General features: G+C 63.4%; 19 protein-coding genes. 15 read left to right on the top strand and 4 right to left on the bottom strand.

Features of this window, described 5'->3' with window-relative positions; all coding sequences use genetic code 11:
- The first annotated feature begins 20 nt into the window (after positions 1-20).
- The 9 genes from HX811_RS30985 (at position 21) to HX811_RS30945 (ending at position 11,260) form a co-directional block, all read left to right on the top strand.
- Positions 21-995: a MoxR family ATPase gene (locus HX811_RS30985; protein ID WP_177048721.1), complete on the top strand. Its 975-nt coding sequence runs from the start codon at positions 21-23 to the stop codon at positions 993-995.
- On the top strand, positions 992-1,927 hold the full coding sequence (locus HX811_RS30980) for a DUF58 domain-containing protein (RefSeq protein ID WP_177048719.1): 936 nt from the start codon (positions 992-994) through the stop codon (positions 1,925-1,927). The genes HX811_RS30985 and HX811_RS30980 overlap by 4 nt, the downstream gene beginning before the upstream one ends.
- Positions 1,924-2,391, top strand: a complete 468-nt coding sequence (locus HX811_RS30975) for a DUF4381 domain-containing protein (protein ID WP_177048717.1) — start codon at positions 1,924-1,926, stop codon at positions 2,389-2,391. Before HX811_RS30980 ends, HX811_RS30975 begins: the two co-directional genes overlap by 4 nt.
- On the top strand, positions 2,378-3,385 hold the full coding sequence (locus HX811_RS30970; protein ID WP_177048715.1) for a VWA domain-containing protein: 1,008 nt from the start codon (positions 2,378-2,380) through the stop codon (positions 3,383-3,385). The genes HX811_RS30975 and HX811_RS30970 overlap by 14 nt, the downstream gene beginning before the upstream one ends.
- On the top strand, positions 3,366-4,865 hold the full coding sequence (locus tag HX811_RS30965) for a VWA domain-containing protein (RefSeq protein ID WP_177048714.1): 1,500 nt from the start codon (positions 3,366-3,368) through the stop codon (positions 4,863-4,865). Before HX811_RS30970 ends, HX811_RS30965 begins: the two co-directional genes overlap by 20 nt.
- A complete protein-coding gene (locus tag HX811_RS30960; protein ID WP_177048711.1) occupies positions 4,862-5,908 on the top strand; it encodes a BatD family protein in 1,047 nt (348 codons plus the stop codon). The genes HX811_RS30965 and HX811_RS30960 overlap by 4 nt, the downstream gene beginning before the upstream one ends.
- Positions 5,905-6,906 (top strand): HAD family phosphatase, encoded by a 1,002-nt coding sequence (locus tag HX811_RS30955; protein ID WP_177048710.1) that lies wholly within the window; start codon positions 5,905-5,907, stop codon positions 6,904-6,906. The genes HX811_RS30960 and HX811_RS30955 overlap by 4 nt, the downstream gene beginning before the upstream one ends.
- Positions 6,907-6,982: 76 nt before the next feature.
- Positions 6,983-8,569: an arylsulfatase gene (locus HX811_RS30950; RefSeq protein ID WP_177048707.1), complete on the top strand. Its 1,587-nt coding sequence runs from the start codon at positions 6,983-6,985 to the stop codon at positions 8,567-8,569.
- 198 nt (positions 8,570-8,767) lie between these two features.
- Positions 8,768-11,260, top strand: coding sequence for a fused MFS/spermidine synthase (locus tag HX811_RS30945; RefSeq protein ID WP_177048705.1), 2,493 nt, complete (start codon positions 8,768-8,770; stop codon positions 11,258-11,260).
- Between the two features lie 45 nt (positions 11,261-11,305).
- Here HX811_RS30945 and HX811_RS30940 read toward each other — a convergent pair whose 3' ends face one another.
- Entirely contained in the window at positions 11,306-11,974 is a 669-nt protein-coding gene (locus tag HX811_RS30940) for a DUF3313 domain-containing protein (protein WP_177042132.1), read from the bottom strand.
- Positions 11,975-12,169: 195 nt separating this feature from the next.
- On the opposite strand from HX811_RS30940, the gene HX811_RS30935 reads away from it, so the two are divergent.
- From HX811_RS30935 to HX811_RS30925, 3 genes are all read left to right on the top strand, one after another.
- Positions 12,170-14,422, top strand: coding sequence for a tetratricopeptide repeat protein (locus tag HX811_RS30935; RefSeq protein WP_177048703.1), 2,253 nt, complete (start codon positions 12,170-12,172; stop codon positions 14,420-14,422).
- 120 nt (positions 14,423-14,542) lie between these two features.
- Positions 14,543-16,366, top strand: a complete 1,824-nt coding sequence (locus tag HX811_RS30930) for a serine hydrolase (protein ID WP_177048701.1) — start codon at positions 14,543-14,545, stop codon at positions 16,364-16,366.
- 6 nt (positions 16,367-16,372) lie between these two features.
- Entirely contained in the window at positions 16,373-17,176 is an 804-nt protein-coding gene (locus HX811_RS30925) for a MipA/OmpV family protein (RefSeq protein WP_003217565.1), read from the top strand.
- Between the two features lie 135 nt (positions 17,177-17,311).
- Here HX811_RS30925 and HX811_RS30920 read toward each other — a convergent pair whose 3' ends face one another.
- Complete coding sequence (locus HX811_RS30920) at positions 17,312-18,589, bottom strand: ATP-binding protein (protein WP_177048698.1); 1,278 nt, start codon at positions 18,587-18,589, stop codon at positions 17,312-17,314.
- Positions 18,590-19,297 carry a winged helix-turn-helix domain-containing protein gene (locus tag HX811_RS30915; protein ID WP_003217561.1) on the bottom strand — a complete coding sequence of 236 codons (708 nt, stop codon included), beginning with the start codon at positions 19,295-19,297 and terminating at the stop codon, positions 18,590-18,592.
- Between the two features lie 246 nt (positions 19,298-19,543).
- On the opposite strand from HX811_RS30915, the gene HX811_RS30910 reads away from it, so the two are divergent.
- Together HX811_RS30910 and HX811_RS30905 are read left to right on the top strand one after the other, a co-directional pair.
- The gene (locus HX811_RS30910; RefSeq protein WP_003217559.1) at positions 19,544-19,930 is read left to right on the top strand and encodes an ectoine synthase; all 387 of its coding nucleotides are present in this window, start codon (positions 19,544-19,546) and stop codon (positions 19,928-19,930) included.
- Between the two features lie 31 nt (positions 19,931-19,961).
- A complete protein-coding gene (locus tag HX811_RS30905) occupies positions 19,962-21,161 on the top strand; it encodes an MFS transporter (RefSeq protein ID WP_177048696.1) in 1,200 nt (399 codons plus the stop codon).
- Here HX811_RS30905 and HX811_RS30900 read toward each other — a convergent pair.
- The gene (locus HX811_RS30900; protein WP_008431008.1) at positions 21,117-21,719 is read right to left on the bottom strand and encodes a tRNA-(ms[2]io[6]A)-hydroxylase; all 603 of its coding nucleotides are present in this window, start codon (positions 21,717-21,719) and stop codon (positions 21,117-21,119) included. The genes HX811_RS30905 and HX811_RS30900 overlap by 45 nt on opposite strands.
- A 151-nt stretch (positions 21,720-21,870) precedes the next feature.
- Here HX811_RS30900 and HX811_RS30895 point away from each other — a divergent pair, with 151 nt between their 5' ends.
- Positions 21,871-22,731 carry a universal stress protein gene (locus tag HX811_RS30895; RefSeq protein ID WP_010171159.1) on the top strand — a complete coding sequence of 287 codons (861 nt, stop codon included), beginning with the start codon at positions 21,871-21,873 and terminating at the stop codon, positions 22,729-22,731.
- Positions 22,732-22,912: the final 181 nt, after the last annotated feature.

Here is a 22,912-nt window from a genome sequence, read left to right as displayed (position 1 = left end):
TCGTTTCAAGGATGATTGTGATGACGACGCTCAACGATTTAACCGCCCTGCAAGCCAGCATCGGCGAAAGCGTGCTGGGTCAGGACCAGGTCATCCGGCAGATCCTCATCGGTCTGCTGGCCAATGGTCACCTGCTGCTGGAGAGCCTGCCGGGGCTGGCCAAGACCCGCACGGTCAAGGCCCTGGCCCGGCACCTGGATGCGAAGATGAGTCGCATCCAGTTCACCCCCGACCTGCTGCCCTCGGACATCACCGGCGCCGAGGTGCTGCACCAGGTGGATGGCCAGAACCAGATCCGTTTCCAGCCAGGCCCGTTGTTCGGCAACCTGATCCTCGCCGATGAAATCAACCGCGCCCCGGCCAAGGTCCAGGCGGCCTTGCTCGAAGCCATGGAAGAACGCCAGATCACCGTAGCCGGCGCCAGCCATCCGCTGCCCGAGCTGTTTATCGTGGTCGCCACCCAAAACCCCATCGAACAGGAAGGCACCTACCCATTGCCGGAAGCGCAGATGGACCGGTTCCTGATGAAAGTCCTGCTGGATTACCCCAGCGCCGACAACGAAAGTCAGGTGCTGCGCCTGCTGCGTGAAGAAGAACAGCATGCCGCCACAGCGGCGACCCGGGGCTTCACCCTCGCCCCCGAAGTGATCTTCGCTGCCCGCAAGGAGGTCAGCGCGATCCAGGTGTCCCCCGCCATCGACCGCTACTTGATCGACCTGGTCAACGCCACCCGCCATCCCGCCGACTACGACGCCGACCTGGCGCGCTGGATCAGCCTCGGCGCCAGCCCCCGTGGCGGCATTGGCCTGGACCGCGCCGCCCGTGCCGACGCCTGGCTGCAAGGCCAGGCCTTCGTCACCCCGGACAACGTGCGCACGGTGGCGCACCCGGTGCTGCGTCACCGCCTGCAATTGAGCTACGACGCGGTGGCCGATGGCGTCACGGCCGACCAGGTGCTGGACCGCCTGCTGGATAAAGTGGCGATCCCGGCATGAACGCCGACGGCCTGGTCTACGTGTCCCTGGGGCAGTTGATGGCCCTGCAGTTCCAGACCCGTGGCCTGAGTTTCGTCGCGCGCCAGCCCCAGGGCAGCATCCTCGCCGGCAACCATGCCTCGCGGCTGCGCGGGCGCGGCTTGAACTTCGATGAACTGCGTCGCTACCAGCCCGGCGATGATCTGCGTCACCTGGACTGGCGCGCCTCCCTGCGTACCGGCAAACCGGTGATCCGCACCTTTACCGAGGAGCGCGACCGCCCAGCGCTCATCGTGGTCGACCAGCGCATGTCGATGTTCTTCGGTTCGGTGCGCAGCTTCAAATCGGCCGTCGCCGCCGAATTGGGCGCGCTGGCGGCATGGATGGTGTTCAACGCCGGCGACCGGGTGGGCGGGCTGGTGTTCAACGATGAGCACATCGACAGTGTGACGCCGTTGCGCAGCCGCAAGCGCGTCGAAGCCTTGTGCAGCCGCATCGTCCAACAGAACGCCGCGTTGAGCGCCGGCAACCCGGACCATGAAGCCGACGGCCAACTCGACAAGGTGCTGCAACGGTGCCTGGCGCTGGCCGGGCATGACCACCTGATCTGCATCGTCAGCGACTTCGCCGGGGCCGGTGACCGCACTCTGCAATTGATGCGGCAGCTGTCGGCCCACAACGATGTGATCGCCCTGCAAGTCTATGACCCGCTGGCGTTGAACGTGCCGGATAGCGGGCACCTGATGGTCACCCAGGGCCAGTTGCAGGTGGAACTCGCCGTACAGAAACGCCAGGTGCGCCAACCCCTGGGGGACTTTCTTGGCGGACGCCTAAGAGACGTCGCCAGCCTGCTGCGCCGCAGCCAGGTGCCGCTGTTGATGATCAGCACGGCGCTGCCTGCTGTTGACCAACTGCGCGATGAGCTGGGCCGGCGCAATGGAGCGCGGCGATGAACGCCAATGTGCCGAGCATCGAACAACTCAAGGAGCTGGGCCTGCCGGCGCCGGTCAGCTACTGGCCGCAGACCTGGGGCTGGTGGGTGCTGCTCTGTTTGCTGGCGATTGCCCTGCTGGTGCTGGGCGTCCGCGCCTGGTTGCGCTGGCGCCGCAATGCCTATCGCCGCGAAGCCCTGGCGCGCCTCAAGGTGATCGAAGACCTGCGCGAACTGCCGGAACTGCTCAAGCGCGTGGCCCTGTCGATGCCCCTTGCGCCCGAAGAACACCAGCGCGTGCCAACCTTGAGCGGGGCCGACTGGCAGGCGTTCCTGCTGCGCCATGGCGGTACGCCGCTGCCGGAGGATTTCAGCCTTCAACTGGCGAGCCTGGCGTATGGGGCAGCCGATATGTCCAGCGCGCAACGTGAACAGTTGTTGGCCCGGTGCAAAGCCTGGGTGGAGCATCACCATGTGGCAGCTTGATTACCCCTGGCTGTTGCTCCTGCTGCCGTTGCCGTGGCTGGCCTACCGTTACCTGCCGGAATACCGCGAAGCCCGCAGCGCCGTGCGTGTGCCGTTTTTTGCCAGCCTCAGCCGGGCCGTAGGCCAGACGCCCGCCGCCAGCGGCATCCGCAGCAATCGCCTGCAATTGCTGCTCAACCTGCTGGTGTGGGCGCTGCTGGTGTTGGCCATTGCCCGCCCGGTGTGGATCGAAAAACCCATCGAACGCCAACAGCCGGTGCGTGACCTGATGCTGGCCATCGACATCTCGCAGTCCATGGAAACCCAGGACTTCACCGACGCCAATGGCCAGAAGATCAACCGCCTGGCCGCCGTCAAACAGGTGGTGCAGGGCTTTATCCAGCGCCGCAAGGACGACCGTATCGGCCTGATCCTGTTTGGCAGCGGTGCCTATCCCCAGGCGCCGTTGACCCTCGATCACGCCAGCCTGTCGCTGCTGCTGGATGACAGCGGCATCGGCATGGCCGGGCCCAATACCGCGATTGGCGATGCCATCGGCCTGAGCCTGAAACTGCTGGACCAGGCCCATGAGCAAGAGAAGGTGCTGATCCTGCTCACCGACGGCAACGAAACCAGCAGCGCGATCCCGCCCGATCACGCGGCCTCGATGGCGGCGGCCAAGGGCGTGGTGATTCACACCATCGGCATTGGCGACCCGGGCGCCTCGGGCGAATCCAAGGTCAACCTGAGCGCCCTGCAACAGATTGCCGAGGCCACCGGCGGGCGCTATTTGCGCGCCGAAAACCGCGACACCCTGGACCAGGTCTACGCCACCCTCGACCAGATCACCCCGCATCAGGTGAACACCCTGAGCCACCAGCCCAAGCGTGATCTGTTCTGGATCCCACTCGCGGCAGCCATCGCCGTGCTGGCGCTGTATCACCTGATCGCCGCTTTGTGGCCGCATCTGGGACTGCGCCATCGGGAGGTCCGCGATGGCGTTCAACCTCAGTGACTTCCACTTCCTGCGCCCGGGCTGGCTGCTGCTGGCGTTGTTCGGCCTGTTGCTGCCGCTGCTGTGGCGCCGCAGCAAGGACCTGCAACGACGCTTGCGGGGCAATATCGCGCCGCACCTGTTGCCACATTTGCTGTTGACGCCGACCGATCGCCATCGCCTGCGGCCGGTGCATCTGGTCAGCGCGCTGCTGATTTTCGGCGCACTGGCCAGTGCCGGCCCCACCTGGGAACAGGACCGCCCCGACTTCCTGGAAAACCGCGCGCCGCTGATCATCGCCCTGGACCTGTCACCGTCGATGGACACCGCCGACGTGCCGCCTACCCGGCTGCAAGCTGCCCAGCACAAGTTGCAGGACCTGGTGCAGCGCCGCCAGGGCGCGCGTACTGCGTTGATGGTGTATGCCGGAAGCGCGCATCTGGTATTGCCGCCGACGGACGACCCGGCATTGCTCGACAGTTTTATCCAGGCCCTGGCCACCGACCTGATCAGCAAGCCCGGACGGGATGTGGCCGGAGTGATCGACCAGTCCAAGCGTTTGCTCGCGGCGGAAAACGCCCCCGGCAGCCTGTTGCTGATCACCGACGGCGCCGACCTCGCGCAGCTGCCGCAGCTCAAACAACACCTCGCGGACAGCCCGTTGCAGGTGCTGGTATTGGCGGTCGGCGTGAACTTCGATGCCGACGCCTTGAAGCAACTGGCCGCGGCCACCGACGCGCCCCTGGGCAGCCTGACCCTCAACGATGACGACCTCGACTGGGTAGAACTGCATGCCCAGCAGCACTTCCAGAACGCCGATGAACAACAGCGCAACCTGCAATGGAAAGATGCTGGCTACTGGCTGTGCTGGCCGCTGCTGCTGTTGGCGTTGTTCAGCGTGCGCCGGGGCTGGAGCCTGAACTGGCTGGCGGTGCTGGTGCTGGGGGCGTTCCTGCAACCTGCGCCCGCCGAGGCCAATGCCCTGACCGACGCGTTCTTCACCCGCGACCAGCAAGGCCGCTGGGCCTTCGAACACCATCACTACCCCGCCGCTGCCGCGCTGTTTGTCGACCCCTACTGGAAGGGCGTCGCCGCCTACAATGCCGCCGACTACGACCTGGCCCTGGCGACCTTCGCCCAACTCGACACCGCACAGGCCGCGTTCTACCGGGGCAATATCCACGTGCGCCGCTTCAAGTTCGACGACGCGATCACCGCCTACCAGCAAGCCTTGCAGCAGCAACCGCAGTTCCCCGAAGCCAGCGCCAACCTGGCGCTGGCGTTGGCCCTGAAGAAAGACACCGAGAACGCCTCGGACAACGCCCCCGAGGTCAAGCCTGATGCGGTCAAGTTCGACAAGGCCGCCGGCAAGGGCAAGAGCAAGGCTATCCAGACCGAACAGGCGAGCAACGACGCGCTGTGGCTGCAGAACCTGACAACTTCCCCGGCGAACTTCCTGCGGCGCAAGTTCAGCCTGCAGGACCAGGGAGCCCAGCCATGAACCGGCTCTGCTGGCTGTTGCTGCTGGTCGCCGCTCCGTTGTGGGCGGCCGAACCGCAATTGAAGGTGCAGGCGCAACTGGTGCCTGGCAACAACGTGGTGGTGGGCGAACAAGTGCAATTGCAGGTCGATGTATTGACCGACACCTGGTTCACCGCCGCCGCCAGCCTGCCGCCGCTGCAGTTGCCCGGCGCGCGGGTGCAGGCGCCGGACAGTGAATCCGAACACGTCAACCAGGTGCTCGAGGGCAAGACCTTCTACGGCATGCGCTACCGCTACCGCATCACCCCGTCCGTGGCCCAGACGTTTAACATCCCGGCCCTGACGGTGCAGGCCCAGCCCGGCCAGGCCAGCGCACCGTTGAATGCGCAAACGGCGGCGCTGTCATTCCAGGCGACCCAGCCGCCGGGGTTCGAACCCGGGGAAACTGTGCTGGTGGCCGATGGTTTGCGCCTGACCCAGGCGGTCACCACTACACCGCTCAAGGTCGGCGACACCCTCACCCGCACCCTCACCCTGCAAGCCGACAACACCCCCGGCCTGTCACTGCCGCCACCTGACCAGGCCCAGGTAAAAGGCTTGCGTCGCTACCCGCAGTCGCCGGTCATCGGCAACCTGGATGATGGCCGCGGCAACATCACCGGCGGCCAACGCATCGACCGGCAGGTGTACCGCGTCGAACAGCCCGGTCACTACCAACTGCCGGCGATCAGCGTGAAATGGTGGGACAGCCGCAACCATCGCCTGCAACTCACGCGGGTGCCCGAGATCAGCATCGAGGCGCAAGCCGCAAGTGCCTACACCCCGACGTTTTCCATCGCCGAGGACCTCAAGCAACTCGGCCAGCACAGCTGGCAACTGTCACGGCACGGCATGGCCTGGAGCGCTGCCCTGGTGGTGCTGGTACTGGCCGCGTACCTCGTGCATGGCCTATGGCCACGATTCCCACCCCTGTGGCGACGTGGCTGCGAGGCGTTGCGCTGGCGCTTTCGTCGACTACGCTTGCTACCACTGAACCCCCGTCGCGAAAAGGATTTCCCATGACGTCCCTGCGTTGCGTCTTGCCCCTTCTGCTGCTGACAAGCCTGCCTGCGCTGGCGGCCGATCCGCTGCCCTCGTGGAGCGAAGGCGCGAACAAACAACACATCATCGAATTCGTCCAGGCCGTGACCACCGAAGGCTCCATGGACTATGTAAAACCCGCCGAACGCATCGCCGTATTCGATAACGACGGCACCCTGTGGACCGAACAGCCGGCCTACTTCGAAGTACTGTTTGCCTTCGACGAAATCAAGCGCCTGGCCCCCCGGCATCCCGAGTGGAAAACCACCCAGCCATTCAAGGCCGTGCTCGACAACGATCACCAGGCCCTGGCCCAAAGCGGCATGGAAGGCCTGCTGAAAATCATCGGCGCGACCCATACCGGGATCACCACCGACGCCTTTATCGACAACGCCAAGACCTGGCTCGCCCAGGCCCGTCACCCGAAAACCGGCAAACCCTACACCGAGATGATCTACCAGCCGATGCTGGAGATGCTCGACTACCTGCGCAGCCAGCAATTCAAGACCTACATCGTTTCCGGCGGGGATACTGCCTTCATGCGTGCCTTCGCCGAAGTGGTCTACGGCGTGCCGCCGGAACAGGTGATCGGCTCCAACTTCGTCACCGCGTTCCAGATCAAGGATGGCGCCCCGCAGGTCCTGCGCACCGCCAAGCTCGCCCACAACGATGACGGCCCGGGCAAGCCGGAAAGCATCGACTCGATCATTGGCCGCCGGCCGATCCTGGCCTTCGGCAACTCCGACGGCGACCTGCAAATGCTCCAGTGGACAGCCGCCGGCCAGGGCAAACGCTTCATGGGCCTGGTGCACCACACCGACGCCACGCGCGAGTGGGCCTATGACCGCAACTCTCACATCGGGCGCCTGGACAAGGCGCTGGATGAAGCCAGGACAAAAGGCTGGACCGTGGTGGACATGGCAACCGAGTGGAAGCGCATCTACCCGTTCGAGCCGGCTGTGCAACAGCAGGTGCAATAAGCAAAGACGTCGCGAAGGACTGTAATAAACGTTGGTCGCAGGCAATGCGACTCAAGCCGAGAAAGGAGCAAGTCATATGACTCGCCTACGCAAGTGGCTGCCGAAACTCGCCCTGGTGGCGGTATCGGTGATGGGGGTCTCGGCATCAGCCTGGGCCGCCGACAAGCCGAATATCCTGGTGATATTCGGCGATGACATTGGGCAAACCAACATCAGCGCCTATTCCATGGGCGTAGTGGGTTACAAAACCCCGAATATCGACCGCATCGCCAAGGAAGGCATGCTGTTCACCGACTACTACGCGGAGAACAGCTGCACCGCCGGGCGCTCATCCTTTATCACAGGCCAGACGCCGTTGCGCACTGGCTTGTCCAAGGTGGGCATTCCCGGTGCGCCGGTGGGCCTGCAAAAACGCGATATCACCATTGCCCAGGCGCTCAAGGGGCTGGGCTACTCCACCGGGCAATTCGGCAAGAACCACTTGGGCGACCGGGATGAATACCTGCCCACCAACCACGGTTTCGATGAGTTCTTCGGCAACCTGTACCACCTCAACGCCGAAGAAGAGCCAGAGCGCCCGTACTGGCCCAAGGACGATGCCGACTTCGTCAAGGCCAACACCCCGCGCGGGGTGATCCACAGTTTTGCCGACGGCAAGATCGAAGACACCGGCGCCCTGACCACCAAACGCATGGAGACCATCGACGACGAAACCACGGCCGCCGCCCAGGCGTTCATCAAGAAACAGGCCGAAGCCCACAAGCCGTTCTTCGTGTGGATGAACACCACGCGCATGCACGTGTTCACCCACGTGCGTGACTCGATGAAGGGCCAGAGCGGCATGCCCGGCAACGAGTACGCCGACGGCATGCTGGAGCATGACGGCGATGTGGGCAAACTCCTGCAAACCCTCGACGACCTGAAGATCGCCGACAACACCATTGTGGTCTACACCACCGACAACGGGCCGAACCAGTTCTCGTGGCCGGATGCGGCAACCACGCCGTTCCGCAACGAGAAAGACTCCAACTGGGAAGGCGCCTACCGGGTGCCGGCGATCATCCGCTGGCCGGGCAAGATCAAGCCTGGTGAAGTTTCCAACGAAATGGTCTCGGGCATGGACTGGTTCCCTACCCTGCTGGCCGCCGCAGGCGATGCGGACGTCAAGGACAAACTGCTCAAGGGCTGGGCTCCGACGGCGGGCGGTACCAACTTCAAGGTGCACCTGGACGGCTACAACCAACTGCCCTACCTGACCGGCCAGCAACCCAAAGGCGCGCGTAACGAGTTCTTCTATTTCAACGATGACGGTGCACTGGTGGCAGTGCGGTTCGACAACTGGAAGGTGGTGTTTGCCGAACAGCGCCAGCCGGGCGGTTTCCGGGTGTGGAGCGAGCCGTTCGTGCAACTGCGGGTGCCGAAAATCTTCAACCTGAGGATGGACCCGTATGAGCGCGCGGATGTGGTGTCTGACCAGTACTACGACTGGAGCACCAAAAACATCTACCTGGGTGCGGTGGCGGTGACCAAATCGGCGAAGTTCCTCGAGACGTTCATCGAGTACCCGCCGAGCCAGAAACCGGCCAGCTTCAGCATCGACCAGATCCGCGAAGCCGTGGACAAGAAGATTGCGGAAAAAATGAAGGCTAACCCGGGGCAATAGCCGTCGGCGCCGCGCTTATGGGCGGCGCCCAACCCGTGGCGAGGGAGCTTGCTCCCGCTGGGCTGCACAGCAGCCCCCATCCAGACAGCGCGGTTTTTCAGGTAAGTCGCGGTGTCTGGCTTTGGGGGCGCTTCGCACCCCAGCGGGAGCAAGCTCCCTCGCCACACTTTGATCGGTATTTCCATAAGGCTATCTGCAATGTCGTCACGCACCGCCAGCAAACCTGCCGCACTGGCTCACACCTCAACCACCCTGATTCCCGCCTTGCTGCTGTTCATCTCCGGCATGGCTGCCCTCGTGTACCAGGTGCTGTGGATCAAGCAACTGTCGCTGGTCGTGGGGGTGGAGGTGTACGCCATCACCACCGGCATCAGCGCGTTTTTTGCCGGGCTGGCATTGGGTGGCTTGCTGTTCGGACGCTGGGCCGATCGCCTGTCACGCCCGCTGCTGCTGTACGCAATCCTCGAAATTCTCGTCGCCGTGCTCGGCTTGGCTGCCACCGTGGCCCTGAGCATGGCCGCCAGCCCGTTTGCCTGGCTGGAACAACAGGTCGGCCTGCTGGCCTGGGTCCTGCCATTTGTGCTGGTGGGCATCCCGGCCCTGCTGATGGGCGGCACCTTGCCGGTGCTGGTGCGCTCGCTGGACATCGACCCCAAGGCCCTGGGCCAGGCCGGTGGCCGCTTGTACGCGGCCAACACCGCCGGGGCAATTGCCGGCACCTTGCTCAGCGCCTTCGTGCTGATCGTCACGTTCGGCGTGCGCGGCAGTGCCCTGGTGGCCGCGATGCTCAACCTGCTGGCCGCCGTCGGCGCGCTGTTGTATGTGCGGCATCACACGCCTGCGCCGACCAGCCACACCCGCAGCGCGCAACCGGCGCGCCTGGCCCTGGTGCTGTACGCCGTCGCCGGTGGCGTGGCCCTGGGTTACGAGGTGGTGTGGTCGCAGTCCATCGTGCAGTTCATGAGCACCCGCACCTATGCGTTTGCCGTGGTACTCGCCACGTATCTGGCCGGGCTGTTTATCGGCAGCCAGTTGATGGCGCGGCGGGTCGAGCGGGTCCGCGACCCATGGGGCATCTTCGGCCTGCTGATCGCCGGTGCCGGGTTGGTGGCCTTGCTGGAGATCGCCCTGCTGGGCCGCTGGCTGGTGCTGCTGCAAACCCAGGCCGAAGCCCTGGTGCTGAGCCTGGGCGGCGCCGAACTGCCGGGCATGAGCGCACGCTTTGCGGTGGCCGCGCTGTGCATCGTGTTTGTGCCAACCCTGTTGCTTGGCGCAGCCTTTCCCCTGGCCCTGCGCTTGAGCGTGGGCAGCGAGCACGTGGGCCGGGATGTGGGCGCGGTGGTGGCATTCAATACCCTCGGCGGGATTGTCGGGGTGATGTTGTGCGGTTTTGTGCTGATTCCCTGGCTTGGGCTGGTGCGTACCCTGGGCTTGCTCGCGGTGATCGCGGGTGCCGTGGGCTATATGGCCGTGCGCCGTGGCCACGGGGTGAAAAAAGGCCGGCGCCAGGCGGTAGTCGCTCTCGGTTTGCTGTCTCTGGCCTTAGCTTTACTGACGCCCGTGGATCGCTTGGCCAAGCTGCTGCCCGGGGCACGCAATGCGAGCCTGGCGTTTTACCAGGAAGGTCGCGGCGCCACCGTCGCCGTGGTCACCCAGGGCCAGGGCGCCCGCAGCTTTCAGCGCCTGTACATCCAGGGCGTGTCCAACACCGGCGACGCCATGCCGTCCCTGCGCTATATGCGGATCCAGGCACTGCTGCCGCTGCTGATCCATAACGGCGAGCCCCGCTCGGCGCTGGTGATCGGCTTTGGCACCGGGATTACCGCCGGGGCCTTGCTGCGTTATCCCGGGCTCGAGCACCGGGTAGTCGCCGAGTTGCTGCCATCGGTGATCCAGGCGGCGCCGCTGTTCAAGGGCAATTTCAACGCTGCCAGTGATCCGGGAGTGGACGTGCGTCTGCGGGACGGTCGCCAGGAACTGCTGCGCAACCCGCAGGCGTACGACCTGATCACCCTCGAACCACCGCCACCGTCGGCGGCTGGCGTGGTCAACCTGTATTCCCGCGACTTCTACCAATTGGCTGCCCGGCGCCTGGAGAAAAACGGCCTGCTGGCCCAATGGCTGCCCCTGCCGACGCAAAACATCGAGGATTCACAGTCCCTGGTGCGCAGCTTCCTCGACGTGTTTCCGTACGCGACGCTGTGGACCAGCGAATTCCACGAAATGCTGCTGGTGGGCTCCATGGAGCCCATCGAACTGGACGCCACGCGGATTCGCCAGCGCTTTGAGCAACCGACCGTCAGCAGCGCCCTGAGTGATGTAGGCATAGATTCCGCGGCAACCCTGCTCGCCACCTGGGTCACCGATCGCCAGGGCCTGGAGCGTTTTGCGGGCACTGCGCTGCCGGTCACCGATGACCAGCCGCGTATCGAATACGCACCGTGGGTACGCAGCAAAGAGATCGCCCGGGTGCTCCCGGCGCTGCTGGATCTGCGGGTGCCTGCGCCATTGCTGAATGCGGACCCGGCGTTCACCCGTACCCTGGCCGGCGAACAGCAGCGCCTGATGCAGTTCTATCGCGCCAGCCTGCATGCCTATGACGGCGATCGCACCGCCTGGGGCCGGGATATCCAGGCGGTGTTGCAACAAGACAGCGCCAACCCTTATTACCGCTGGTTCATCGGCCAGTAATCGGGGGCTCATGCGGCCCGGGGCGCGAACCCCGGGCCTGACACATCAGCGTTTCAGCTTCAGATACGACTGGTGCAGGTCCGACGCCCAACCGTCGATCACGCTTTTCACGTCATCGGCCTTCATCACCTGGGAGTCGTTCGACAACGGCTTGCCGGTGCCTTTACGCACGACCTGGGCGATTACCTTGCCGCTGTCGCCATCGAGGAACTGGGCCTCGGTGCCCAGGGTGGTTTCCTGGTCACGAATCCCGGTACCGGTGCTGACCGCAGCGGCCACCAGCGCGACAGGAATGTACTCATACGGCTTGAGGCTTTCGGTCTTGCTGCTGACGGCCGTGATGGCCGCCCGTACGACAATCACGCCCGGGCCAGGCCCGTTGGCCAGTGGCAGGGACTTTTCCAGCTCGCGCTTCAGCGCCTGGTTGTAGTAGGTGTTGATGCCCTGCAAGGTGCTTTCAGGAATCCTGGTGGTGGCTTGTGGCTTGGGGTAGAACTGGGTGGGCTCGATATACACGCCGGTATAACGGCTCAGGTTCAGGTTGGGGTCCACCCAGCGCATCACGTCAGCGCCTGAGGGGGACTTGGCTTCCTTCAGGTTGCTGTAGTCGGAGAGAAACCCGGAATACTCGTCCGGCTGCGTCACCTTGCTGGAACACCCCATCACCCCGATCGAGGCAATGCACACCGTGCCGATCATTAGTCCTAGCTTCATCGTCGAACTCCCTGGCTGTCATCGAAGGAACGTTGAGCTGTAGGTATAGCCAACTCTGGGAAAATAACCCGGCAGACAACACAGGTTGTGGGGTATTTCACAGCGACTATTTGACAGGCAAGCGCCCAACGTCAAAGCTGCACAGAGCTTAAGCGCGCCACCAGAGCGTCAATGCATCGGACATCGGAAGTCGTAATGCCCAAGCCTGACAATAAAGCCGTACCTCGCCGTGATTCCCCCAGTCGTTACCTGTATCCCGTACTGATCGCCCTGCTGCTGTTGGCCATGGCCGGAATCTGGTTTTTCCTCCAGGCCAGCACGCCTCGGCTGCCGGTGGCGGCGCCTGCCCCCGTGGTCAAGCCGGTGGCCGTTCTGCCGCCTGCAAAAATGGTCGATGAGCAGCAGTGCCAGGGTTGTCACCAGGCACAGGTCAAGGACTGGCAAGGCTCGCACCACCAGTTGGCGATGCAGGTCGCCACCGCCGAGACGGTACTGGCCGACTTCAACGATGTGTCCTTCAGCAGCGAGGGTGAGACCACCCGGTTCTCGCGCCGGGGCGATGAGTTCTGGGTCAACACGCCCGGCGCCGACGGCAAGGCGGCGGATTTCAAGGTCGCCTATACCTTCGGCATCGCGCCATTGCAGCAGTATTTGATCGAGGTTGGCGAGGGGCGCTTGCAGGCCCTGGGCGTGGCGTGGGATACGCAAAAGAACCGCTGGTTTCACCTCTACCCCGGCCAGGGCGTGAACTTCAAGAACCCGCTGCATTGGAGCAAGCCCAGCCAGAACGCCAACTTCATGTGCGTGGAGTGCCACACCACCGGCTACAAGCGCAATTTCGATGCCGTCAAAAACAGCTTCGACAGCCAGTGGAACAGCCTGGGCGTCGGCTGCCAGGCGTGCCATGGCCCGGCGTCGAACCATGTGGAGTGGGCGGCGAAAAAAGGCGATCTGCTGCACGCGGGCTTTGCCGTGGACTTGAAAGACAAGGACGCCACCGTCGAGATCGAAACCTGCGCCCGCTGCCACGCCCGCCGCGCGCCACTGGGGGACGGCTATACCGTCGGCAAACGCCTGATGGACGATTACCTGCCCAGCGTGCTGACCCGCGAGCTGTATGCGCTGGACGGCAAGATCAAGGATGAAGTGTTCGAACACGGCTCGTTCGCCCAAAGCAAAATGGCCGACAAGGGCGTGCGCTGCAGTGACTGCCACAACCCCCACAGCGCCGAACTGAAAGCACCGGGCAATGGCCTGTGCCTGCAATGCCACAACACTGCGGGCAAAACCGCCGTGGCCACGGTGGATGGTCGCGGGTTGCAGGCCAAGAACTACGACTCCCCCGAACACACCCGCCACGCGGCCGGCGAGCCCGGTTCGTTCTGCGTCGATTGCCACATGCCCGGGAAGTTCTACATGGGCAATGACTTCCGGCACGACCACAGTTTCAGCATTCCCCGGCCCGGGGATAAGGTCAGCGAACAGTTCAAGCTCTGGAGTGCCAGCGAGCCCGAGCATGCACCGCGTTACGCCGAAAGTATGCTGCTGATCCGTGGTGGCCAGCCAGGCGCGGCGCAAGCGCTGTATGACCAGTTGGCACGCAACAACCTGCCGGCAATCCAGCGCGCGACGCTGCTGGCTGAACTGCCGAACTACCCGAGTGAACAGGCGTTGAAACTGGCGACCAGGGACCTTGGCAACCCGGCGCCGCAAGTACGTGAGAGCGCGGTGCGGGCGATCAGTGCATTCCTTCCGCCGCCTGAGCGGGTAGCGTTGTATGGGCCGTTGCTGCGGGACCCGGTGCTGGCGGTGCGGATCATTGCCGCCCGTGACCTGCTGAGCGCCTCGGGCCAGGGCCTTGGGCCGGACTGGGACAAGGCGATCGCCGAATACGAAAATGTACAGTCGAGCTTGCTGGAGCGGGCCGAAGCCAATCTCAACCTGGCGATGCTGTACCAGGCCAGCGGTCGCGGCGACAAGGTAGAAGCGCAGCTGCGCACCGCGTTGCTGCGGGACCCGGATTTCTTCCCGGCGCTGGTGACCCTGGCGCAATGGCTGGAGGCCAACGGTCGTGCCGAGGAGGCACGGACGCTGGTGGCGGACAACCTCAAGCAGCACCCCGAGGCGGGACTGTTGCAGCACACCCAGGGGTTGATGCTGATTCGCGCCGGGAATTCGGCCAAAGCCATGCCGCACCTGCGTGAAGCGGCGCGACTGGAGCCCGCAAATCCGCAGTACAACTATGTACTGGCGGTGGCGCTGCATGACAGCGGGCACGTGGAGCAGGCCTGTGAACAGCTGGAAAAGCTGCTGGCATTGCAGCCGTATAACCGCAATGCGCGGCTGTCGTTGATCCAGTACTACCTGGAAAACGGAAAAGAGCCCAAGGCGCAGGTGGTGATGCAGTCGTGGAAGAAGCTCAACCCAGGAGATCCGGCGTTGAAATAAACCGGCCTGGCGCGGCAGCCGATTAACAGTCTTTGACAGTTTCCCGACAAAGCTCACAAAGACTCATCGACGGCCCGCCCCTAGCATTCGAGCATCCAAACCACCCCTCGGGTGCTCATCATGTTTCGCACATTGCGCAGTATTCCGCTGCTGGGTTGCCTGCTGGGCAGCCTCGGCTGCCACGGCCAGCCGCCGGCCCCGCCGCCCATTCCCAAGGGCGACTACAGCGCAATCATCCGCTACCTGCAAAAACGCATTCCCAGCGAAATGGCCAGGCAAAACATACCCGGCCTGTCCATCGCCCTGGTCAACGGCCAGGAACTGATCTGGGCCCAGGGCTTTGGCCTGGCCGACAAGGCCCTGGGCAAACCCGTCACCCCCAACACCGCGTTCCGCGCCGGCGCCCTCTCCAAACTGCTGACCGCCACCGCCGCCCTGCAACTGGTGGAGCAACAGCGCCTGGCCCTCGACGCCCCGATCCAGGACACGCTGCGGGAGTTCTACGTACGCTCGCGCTTTCATTCCGACCAGGCTGCCGCCGACCGCGACATCACCCTGCGCCGCCTGCTCAGCCACCAGTCCGGCCTGCCCAGCGAACACCTGCGGGACGTGCGCAACACCTTCGCCATGGGCCAGATGCCGATGCGTATTTCAGGGGTTTGGCTGAGCACGCCACCGGGGACCCAGGTGGCCTATTCCAACCTCGGCTACGCCCTGGTCGGCGCCGCCATCGAACGCAGCAGTCGGCAGGATTTCGAAACCCGACTGCAAAGCAGCCTGCTCAAGCCCCTGGAGATGAACCAGTCGAGCTTCGTCGGCACCGGCGCGCAACCGGGCTTTCGCGCCCGGGGTTATGCAGACGGCACCGTCAGCGCCGACGCCCAGGTGCGCGACCTCGCGGCCGGTGGCTTGTGGAGCAGCCCCAAGGACCTCAGCCACTACGTGCGCATGCTCTTCGCCCGGGGCCTCTATAAAGACAGACAGGTACTGGGCAGCCAGTCGATTGACGAGATGTTCACCCAGCAAAACACCGGCAACGCTCTGGACTTCGACTGCCAGATGGGCCTGGGGTGGTTTCTCGCCCCTTGCGGCGATGAGCCGGTGGGCCCCGGCATTCGCACCTTCCAGCACAGCGGTGGCGGGGATGATTTCGCGGCGCAACTGACGATGCTGCCGGACCAGCAACTGGCCGTGATCGTGATGGCCAACGACAGCAACGCCGAAGAGATGGTGGTGTCCCTGACCACCGACACCCTGCGCCTGATGCTCCAGGCCCAGACCGGCGACCCGGTGTGTGCCGACAACTGCCAGGCGCCCGCCCATGGCCTGAAAATCCGCCAGGTGCCCGCCGCGATCGACCGCAGGCGCCTGGCGGGTTTCTACGCCACGGCCTGGGGTGTCTTCCGTATCAAGGACGAAAACGGCCAGCTGTATGGCGAGTTGGCCGACACCCGTTTCGAACTGCTGCGCGACGGCCAGGGCTGGCTGCGGGCACAACAGAAATTCCTTGGCTTCTGGCTCAAGGACCTCGGCGAACTGGGCCGTGTGCAGCTGGATGTGGTAACGGTGCAAGGGCGCCAGATGCTCACCGCCCGCAGCCACGGCCAACGCGTCCCGGTGGGCGAACGCATCGAACCGACCCCGCTGAGCAATGCCTGGGCCGACACCATCGGTACCTATCAAGTGCTCAACACCCATGAGCCCGACGCGCCCCTGAGCGGCATCAGCGTGCGCCTGGAGAACGGCTTCCTGGTGATCCGCGGCCAACTGCACGACGAGCCGCTGACCGACTACATCCTGCTGCCCGTGGACAACGCCCACGCGGTGCTGGCCGGCAACGGCTATGGCCTGGGCGACACCGTGAGTCGTCAGGTCAACGGCCTGAGCGCCTCCGGCTACCACTTCAAACGTACCGATTCTCCCCACAACCCCTTGAGTCTCTGACCTCACATGAAGACCATCATGCGTTCAAAACACCTGTGCCTGTCCCTGACGTCGCTGTGCCTGCTGGCCAGCGCCGACACCCTGCTGGCCGACGACTGGGAATACACCCTCAAGGCCGGCGTGGCCAACCTGCCCCGCTACAGCGGCAGCGACGAGCGAGTCACCGCGCCGGTGCTGGGGGCGGCCATCGTCAGCCCGTGGGGGATTTTCCTCGACACCGACAAGGGCCTGGGCTGGGGTTATGACGGCGGCGGTGCGAGCTTCAGCGCCTACGTCGGCGCCAGCGGCTCACGCAAGGACGAAAGCAAGACCGGGCGCCCGGGCTCGAAGAAACTCAAGGGCATGGGCGAGATCAAGACTCGCCCCCAGGTGGGTGTCAGTGGCAGCTATAACCTGGGCGGAGTGATTCTCGGCGCAACCCTGGAGCATGCGCTTGAGGAAGATGATCACAAGGATTCCGGCAAGGCGTTCACCCACCTGGAGCTGAGCCTGGGCACCAACCTGTACGACGGCGACTACGGTTCGCTGGATGCCAGCCTCAGCAGCCATTTTGGCGACAGCAACTACCTGCAGACCTGGTACGGTGTCACCACCGGCCAGGCCGCACAGAGTCGCTTCAAGGCCTACAAGGCCAGCGGCGGCAACATCAGCAACGGGATGAATCTGGTGTGGAGCTTGCCGATCAGCGAGCACACACAGTTTTCGACGCTGCTGGATGTGCAGTACCTGGCGGACAAGGCAGGCCAGAGCCCGATTGTGGAGCGGCGGTTGCAGACGTCGGTGATGGGGATGGTCGAGTACACGTTCTAACGTTGGTAACCCAATCAAAATGTGGGAGCGGGCTTGCTCGCGAAGGCGGTGTTTCAGTCAATGTATCCGGCGACTGATTCACCGCCTTCGCGAGCAAGCCCGCTCCCACATTTGATCTCCATGGCTCCTGGATGATTACTCGGCATACGCCCAGGTCATCCGAAACGATGCCCCGCCCCACTCCGAATCCAGCACTTCAACCTGCCCGCCATGCCATTGGCACACCCGCCGCACCAGCGCCAGGCCGAGGCCGAAGCCACCGGTGCGGCGGTCACGGCTGGCGTCCAGGCGCAGGAACGGCTCGAAAATCTTCCCTCGCCCTTCCACCGGCACACCGGGCCCGTCGTCATTGACCCGTACTTCATAGCCGGTGCCAAACTTCACCAGCGACACTTCCACGCGCCGGTCGGCATAGCGAATTGCATTGCGCAACAGGTTGATCACCGCCCGTGCCATAAAGCGCGGCTCGATACGGATGTAATCGACTTCACAGGTGCGCAGCAGCAACTGCACGCCTGCCGCCTCGGCCTCCAGGGCGACGCTGCCGATCACACTGTCGAGCCAGCTGTGGGCCTCGATGCTTTCCCGGGTGATCTGCGTGGCGCCGCGTTCCAGGCTGGCGTAGGTCAACAGTTCCGAGACCATTTCTTCCAGCTCGCCGAGGTCGGCATACATGTCGGCGATCAGTGCGCGGCTCTCCCGTGGATCGGCCTGTTGCTTGAGCTGGTCGAGCTCAAACGACAGCCGCGCAATCGGCGTACGCAGCTCGTGGGACACGGCGTTGGTCAACTCGCGCTGGTTGGCGATCAGGCTTTCAATGCGCTCGGCCATCTGGTTGAAGTGCCCCGCCAACTCGCGCACGGTAGAACGGCGCGGCAGCAGGATGCGCGAGCCGAGATCGTTGTCACCGAAACGTTGCGCGGCCAGGCGGATATGCTCCAGGTCACGCCAATGGGGCCGAACCCAGAAGTACAGGACAATCGCCAGGCACAGGCCGAGGAAGCCATAGGCCCACATGTACAGCCACTTGGGCTCTTCCGGCAGTTTGATTTCCAGCAGTTGGTGGCCGCCGTCGATGTTGGAGATGAACTCCATGAAATCCCCACGCACCACCAACTCGCCACTGGCCAGCAGCTGCTGCTCACGCTCGGTCAGTTTCAGCCTGTCCCGCTGCACCAGCGCCAGGCGCAGCCCATAGTGCGGTTGCAACTCGGCCAGGCGGGCTGCGCGGGCTTCCCCCGTCACCGGCCGCAATTGTTCCACCAGCCCATACGCCGGGCCGCGCAGGGCTTCGCGGTTGTAGGTTTCGTTGGCTTCCGGCAACAGCTCATCGAAGGTGTAGTTCACCAGCCAGATCGCCCCGGCCAAGCCAATGGCCAGGATGATATACAGACGCAGAAACAGCCTTAACATCTAGACCTCCCAGGCGAACGGATTGAACAGGTAGCCCTTGCCCCAGATGGTCTTGATGCACACCGGTTCCCGGGGGTTGTCATTGAGCTTGCCGCGCAGCTTGCTGATGTACACGTCGACGCTGCGGTTGAGCCCGTCAAAGGCAATGCCGCGCATGCGGTTGAGGATGTCATCGCGGGAGAGGATTTTCCCGGCGGCGCTGGCCAGCAACCACAGCAGTTCGAATTCCATGGTGGTCAGGTCGATCTTCTCCCCGCCCAGGCTCACCACCCGGCAACTGCGGTCGATGGCCAGGCGGCCGAACTCAAGGGCGCCGCGCACCGTGGGTTCCGGCGCCTGGCGACGTTGCAGGGCGCGCAGGCGAGCCAGCAGCACAGGCGGCTTGATCGGCTTGATCACATAATCATCGGCGCCGGACTCCAGGCCGAGGATGTGGTCGAGGTCGTCTTCCTTGGCGGTGAGGATCACGATGGGCGTGTCGGACACGTTGCGAATTTCACGGCACACATGCAGGCCGCTCTGGCCGGGCAGCATCAGGTCGAGCACGACGATCTTCGGCTTGAACTCCAGGAACGCCGCCAGCGCCAGATCGCCGCGGTGCACGGCCAGCACCTCGAAGCCATGCTGGGACAGGAAATGGGCGATCAGCCCTGCCAGCTTCTCATCGTCCTCCACGAGCAAGACCTTGCCGAGACCCAAGTTATCCATAAATTTCCAGTGCACGCGCGGATTGAAGTGTGCGCATTATAGGTGGCAAGCCGGCAGACTAAAGCAGCTGGCCATCACTGGCCGACGAAGCTTCATGCTTTTAAGAGTTTTTAACAGTTTCACCGCAGTCTTTAACTCGGTACCGTCTGCCAGATGCGCCCCACACGCTTTTCGGAAGTGTCGCTGATGACAACACCACAAACACAAGAGAATCATGGCCCTCTACCTACATAGCGGGAGAAAACCATGTTCGTTCGTCACAAATCAGACATTGAAAACACCGCGCACTTTGTCGAATGGGGCGCTGGCACCAGCCATCGGTTGCTGACGGAAAAGGACGGGATGGGTTATACCGTCTGCCACACCGTCGTGCGTGCCGGCACCGAGTCACTGCTGCAATACCGTAATCATCTGGAGGCTTGCTACTGCATCGCCGGTGAGGGTGAAGTCGAAGATATGGACGGTAACGTCTACCCGATCCGCCCCGGTGATATTTATGCGCTGGACCAACACGACTGCCATTATCTAAGAGGCGGAAAGGAGCAGGACCTGGTGCTGGTCAGCGTATTCAACCCGCCGCTCAAGGGCGACGAGCGCCACAATCTCACGGATAAATCCGGCTCCGGCTACTGACGACGATTTGACTCACGGACACGAGCACACCATGCGCAAGGATTACCTGGCTTTCTTCATTTCGTTGTTTCTGTCACGCCTGGCCGACCAGATTCTGTTGTTCATCGTGCCGCTGATCGTGTTCCAGACCACCAACAGCGTGTCCTGGGCGGGCCTGGCGTTTTTTGTCGAATCCTTGCCGCGGTACCTGTCGTTCCCGGTGTGCGGGGCGTTGTGCGACAAATATCCCGCCGTGCGCGTCCTGCATATCAGCCAGGTGTACCGGGCGCTGGCGTGTGTGGCGGCGGTGCTGCTGTATGGAATGTTCGACGGGATTTACTGGATTGTCATGCTTTCGGCGCTGTGCGGCGTGTTGACCACCCAGGGCATCATGGCCCGGGAGGTGCTGCTGCCGCATATCTTCAAGCATTACACCTACGCCAAGACCTTGTCCTACTCGCAGATTGCCGACCAGACCGGGCTGGTGCTGGGCCCGCTGGTGGCGGCGCTGATGTTGGGCGTCTGGGCCTGGCACTGGGTCGTGCTGGGGGTTGCCGGGCTGTTCCTGCTGGCGGACCTGGCGATGCGCATCTGGCAACGCCACACCACGGTCAATCTTGAAACTTTCGAGCAGCACAACGACATCTGGTTGCAACCGTTGCGCGTTGCCTTCGGGCATATCCGCGACCTGCCGGAGCTGAAAAGGATTATCGCCCTGGCGGTGGGTGTGAACCTGATCATCGGCGTCACCCTCGCCACTTCCGCCGCGATGGTCATTGGCCAATACGCCGCCGGCAAGGACACCTACGCCGGGTTGCAGGCGGCCGGCGCGCTGGTGACCATCGCCATCCTGTTTTTCCTGGCGCGCGCTTCCCTGCCGCTCAAGGTGCTGGGCGGTTTGTCGTATTCGATGATTGCCGTGGGAGCGTTGATCACGGCCATCAGCCCGAATGTGTGGGCTTATGCCGTGGGTTTCCTGCTGCTGACCGGTTTCGACAAGATGTTCAACGTGTACATCCGCAGCGTCCGACAACGGGTAATCCCGGCCCGGGACTTTGGCAAGACGGTGGGCGTGCTGACCTTGCTCAACAACCTCTCGCAGCCGCTGGCCGGGTTGCTGATCGCACTGCTGGCGGCGCCGCTGGGGACGCAGACGGTGATCCTGATACTGGCCGGGATCACCGCGTTGCTCGGTGCAGCGGTTGCGTCAGGCTGGCACGCCGCTGTGAAAGCGGAACTCGACGTCCGGTGACTCGATCAGTTCCTGCTCGGCGGCGCGTACACGGTCGATGACCTGGGCGATGTCCTTGGCGTCGCCGTACTGGTAAGCCAGTTTCAGGTAACCCTGGAAATGCCGGGCCTCGCTTTTCAGCAGGCCGAAATAGAACTTGCCGAGTTCTTCGTCCAAATGCGGCACCAGTGCTTCGAAACGCTCGCAACTGCGGGCTTCGATAAACGCGCCGACCACCAGGGTATCCACCAGTTTGACCGGTTCATGGCTGCGCACCACCTTGCGCAAACCCGAAGCGTAGCGGCCGGCGGACAGCTGGCGCAGCTCGATCTTGCGCTTCTTCATCAGGCGCATGACTTGCTCATGGTGCACCAGTTCTTCCCGGGCCAGGCGTGACATCAGGTTGATCAGGTCGACGTGGGAATGGTACTTGGCGATCAGGCTCAAGGCGGTGCTGGCGGCCTTGAACTCACAGTTCTTGTGGTCGATCAGCAGGGTTTCCTGGTCGGCCAACGCGGCCTGGACCCAGCCGTCGGGGGTGCGGCAACCGAGGAATTCGTGGATTTCTGGCAGGTTCATCGGGCTCACGGGCAAAGATTCACAAAAGGCCGGCGATTATACCGACCGCGCCGCAGACCGCCAGCTACCGGGCTTGATGTGCATCAACATGACGTGTGCCGGGCAGCAACTATAGTTGTTCCACGCCCACCCTTTTTTGGAGAACCCGACCATGCAAGCCATACGCAGCATCCTGGTGGTCATCGAGCCTGAGCATTCGGAAAGCCTGGCCCTCAAGCGCGCCAAGCTGATTGCCGGCGTCACCGGGGCACATTTGCATTTGTTGGTGTGTGACAAGAAGCACGAGCATTCGGCGATGTTGAGCCTGCTGAAGGCCGGTTTGCAGGAGGATGGCTACAGCGTCACCACCGAACAGGCGTGGAATGACAGCCTGCATGAAACCATCATCGATGTGCAGCAGGCAGAGGGGTGTGGGTTGGTGGTCAAGCAGCATTTCGCTGACAGCCCGCTGAAAAAGGCGCTGTTGACGCCGGCCGACTGGAAGTTGATGCGTTACTGCCCTACTCCGGTGCTGTTGGTGAAGACGTCCAGGCCTTGGGCTGGCGGGGTGATTCTGGCGGCGATTGATGTGGGGAACTCTGATGCGGAGCACCAGGCGCTGCATAACTCGATCATTGATCATGGTTTTGATATCGCGAGTTTGGCGAAGGCGCAGTTGCATGTGATCAGTGCGCATCCGTCGCCGATGCTGTCGGCGGCGGATCCGGTGTTTCAGCTCAAGGAGACGATCGAGGCACGCTATCGTGAGCAGTGCAAGGCGTTCCAGGCGGAGTTTGATATTGACGACACTCATCTGCATATCGAGGAAGGGCCGGCGGATGTGTTGATTCCTCACGCGGCGCATAAGTGGCAGGCGGCGGTGACCATCATTGGTACGGTGGCGCGCACCGGGATTTCCGGGGCGTTGATCGGGAATACGGCGGAGGTAGTGCTGGATGCGGTGGACAGTGATGTGTTGGTGCTTAAGCCGCAGGAGTTGATGGATCATCTGGAAGAGCTGGCTAATGGGTGATGCTTCTTTTTGGGGGCATATCCGTTTTTGGGTGATGGCTTGTATTGGTTCCGCTCTTACAGCGGGTCACTTTTGAAAGGAGCCCAAAAGTAACCAAAAGGCTCTTGCCCCACCACTCGGCACCTCGCCTAGGCTCGGTGTGCCCTCACTCCGGCTTTGGACCGTGGGCCGCCGTCATGGG

This window comes from Pseudomonas sp. F8002 (assembly GCF_013385495.1).
GTDB lineage: Bacteria > Pseudomonadota > Gammaproteobacteria > Pseudomonadales > Pseudomonadaceae > Aquipseudomonas.
The sequence above is the reverse complement of the archived record's forward strand: the minus strand, read 5'-3'. Positions and strand labels throughout refer to the sequence as shown.

Bases quoted from the DNA above. Each gene is read 5' to 3' on its own strand.
- HX811_RS30975 (WP_177048717.1), top strand. From the start codon at position 1,924: ATGAACGCCAATGTGCCGAGCATCGAACAACTCAAGGAGCTGGGCCTG.
- HX811_RS30980 (WP_177048719.1), top strand. From the start codon at position 992: ATGAACGCCGACGGCCTGGTCTACGTGTCCCTGGGGCAGTTGATGGCC.
- HX811_RS30965 (WP_177048714.1), top strand. From the start codon at position 3,366: ATGGCGTTCAACCTCAGTGACTTCCACTTCCTGCGCCCGGGCTGGCTG.
- HX811_RS30900 (WP_008431008.1), bottom strand. From the start codon at position 21,719: ATGAACCTGCCAGAAATCCACGAATTCCTCGGTTGCCGCACCCCCGAC.
- HX811_RS30895 (WP_010171159.1), top strand. From the start codon at position 21,871: ATGCAAGCCATACGCAGCATCCTGGTGGTCATCGAGCCTGAGCATTCG.
- HX811_RS30905 (WP_177048696.1), top strand. From the start codon at position 19,962: ATGCGCAAGGATTACCTGGCTTTCTTCATTTCGTTGTTTCTGTCACGC.
- HX811_RS30970 (WP_177048715.1), top strand. From the start codon at position 2,378: ATGTGGCAGCTTGATTACCCCTGGCTGTTGCTCCTGCTGCCGTTGCCG.
- HX811_RS30950 (WP_177048707.1), top strand. From the start codon at position 6,983: ATGACTCGCCTACGCAAGTGGCTGCCGAAACTCGCCCTGGTGGCGGTA.
- HX811_RS30940 (WP_177042132.1), bottom strand. From the start codon at position 11,974: ATGAAGCTAGGACTAATGATCGGCACGGTGTGCATTGCCTCGATCGGG.
- HX811_RS30930 (WP_177048701.1), top strand. From the start codon at position 14,543: ATGTTTCGCACATTGCGCAGTATTCCGCTGCTGGGTTGCCTGCTGGGC.
- HX811_RS30955 (WP_177048710.1), top strand. From the start codon at position 5,905: ATGACGTCCCTGCGTTGCGTCTTGCCCCTTCTGCTGCTGACAAGCCTG.
- HX811_RS30915 (WP_003217561.1), bottom strand. From the start codon at position 19,297: ATGGATAACTTGGGTCTCGGCAAGGTCTTGCTCGTGGAGGACGATGAG.
- HX811_RS30925 (WP_003217565.1), top strand. From the start codon at position 16,373: ATGAAGACCATCATGCGTTCAAAACACCTGTGCCTGTCCCTGACGTCG.
- HX811_RS30960 (WP_177048711.1), top strand. From the start codon at position 4,862: ATGAACCGGCTCTGCTGGCTGTTGCTGCTGGTCGCCGCTCCGTTGTGG.
- HX811_RS30935 (WP_177048703.1), top strand. From the start codon at position 12,170: ATGCCCAAGCCTGACAATAAAGCCGTACCTCGCCGTGATTCCCCCAGT.
- HX811_RS30945 (WP_177048705.1), top strand. From the start codon at position 8,768: ATGTCGTCACGCACCGCCAGCAAACCTGCCGCACTGGCTCACACCTCA.
- HX811_RS30920 (WP_177048698.1), bottom strand. From the start codon at position 18,589: ATGTTAAGGCTGTTTCTGCGTCTGTATATCATCCTGGCCATTGGCTTG.
- HX811_RS30910 (WP_003217559.1), top strand. From the start codon at position 19,544: ATGTTCGTTCGTCACAAATCAGACATTGAAAACACCGCGCACTTTGTC.
- HX811_RS30985 (WP_177048721.1), top strand. From the start codon at position 21: ATGACGACGCTCAACGATTTAACCGCCCTGCAAGCCAGCATCGGCGAA.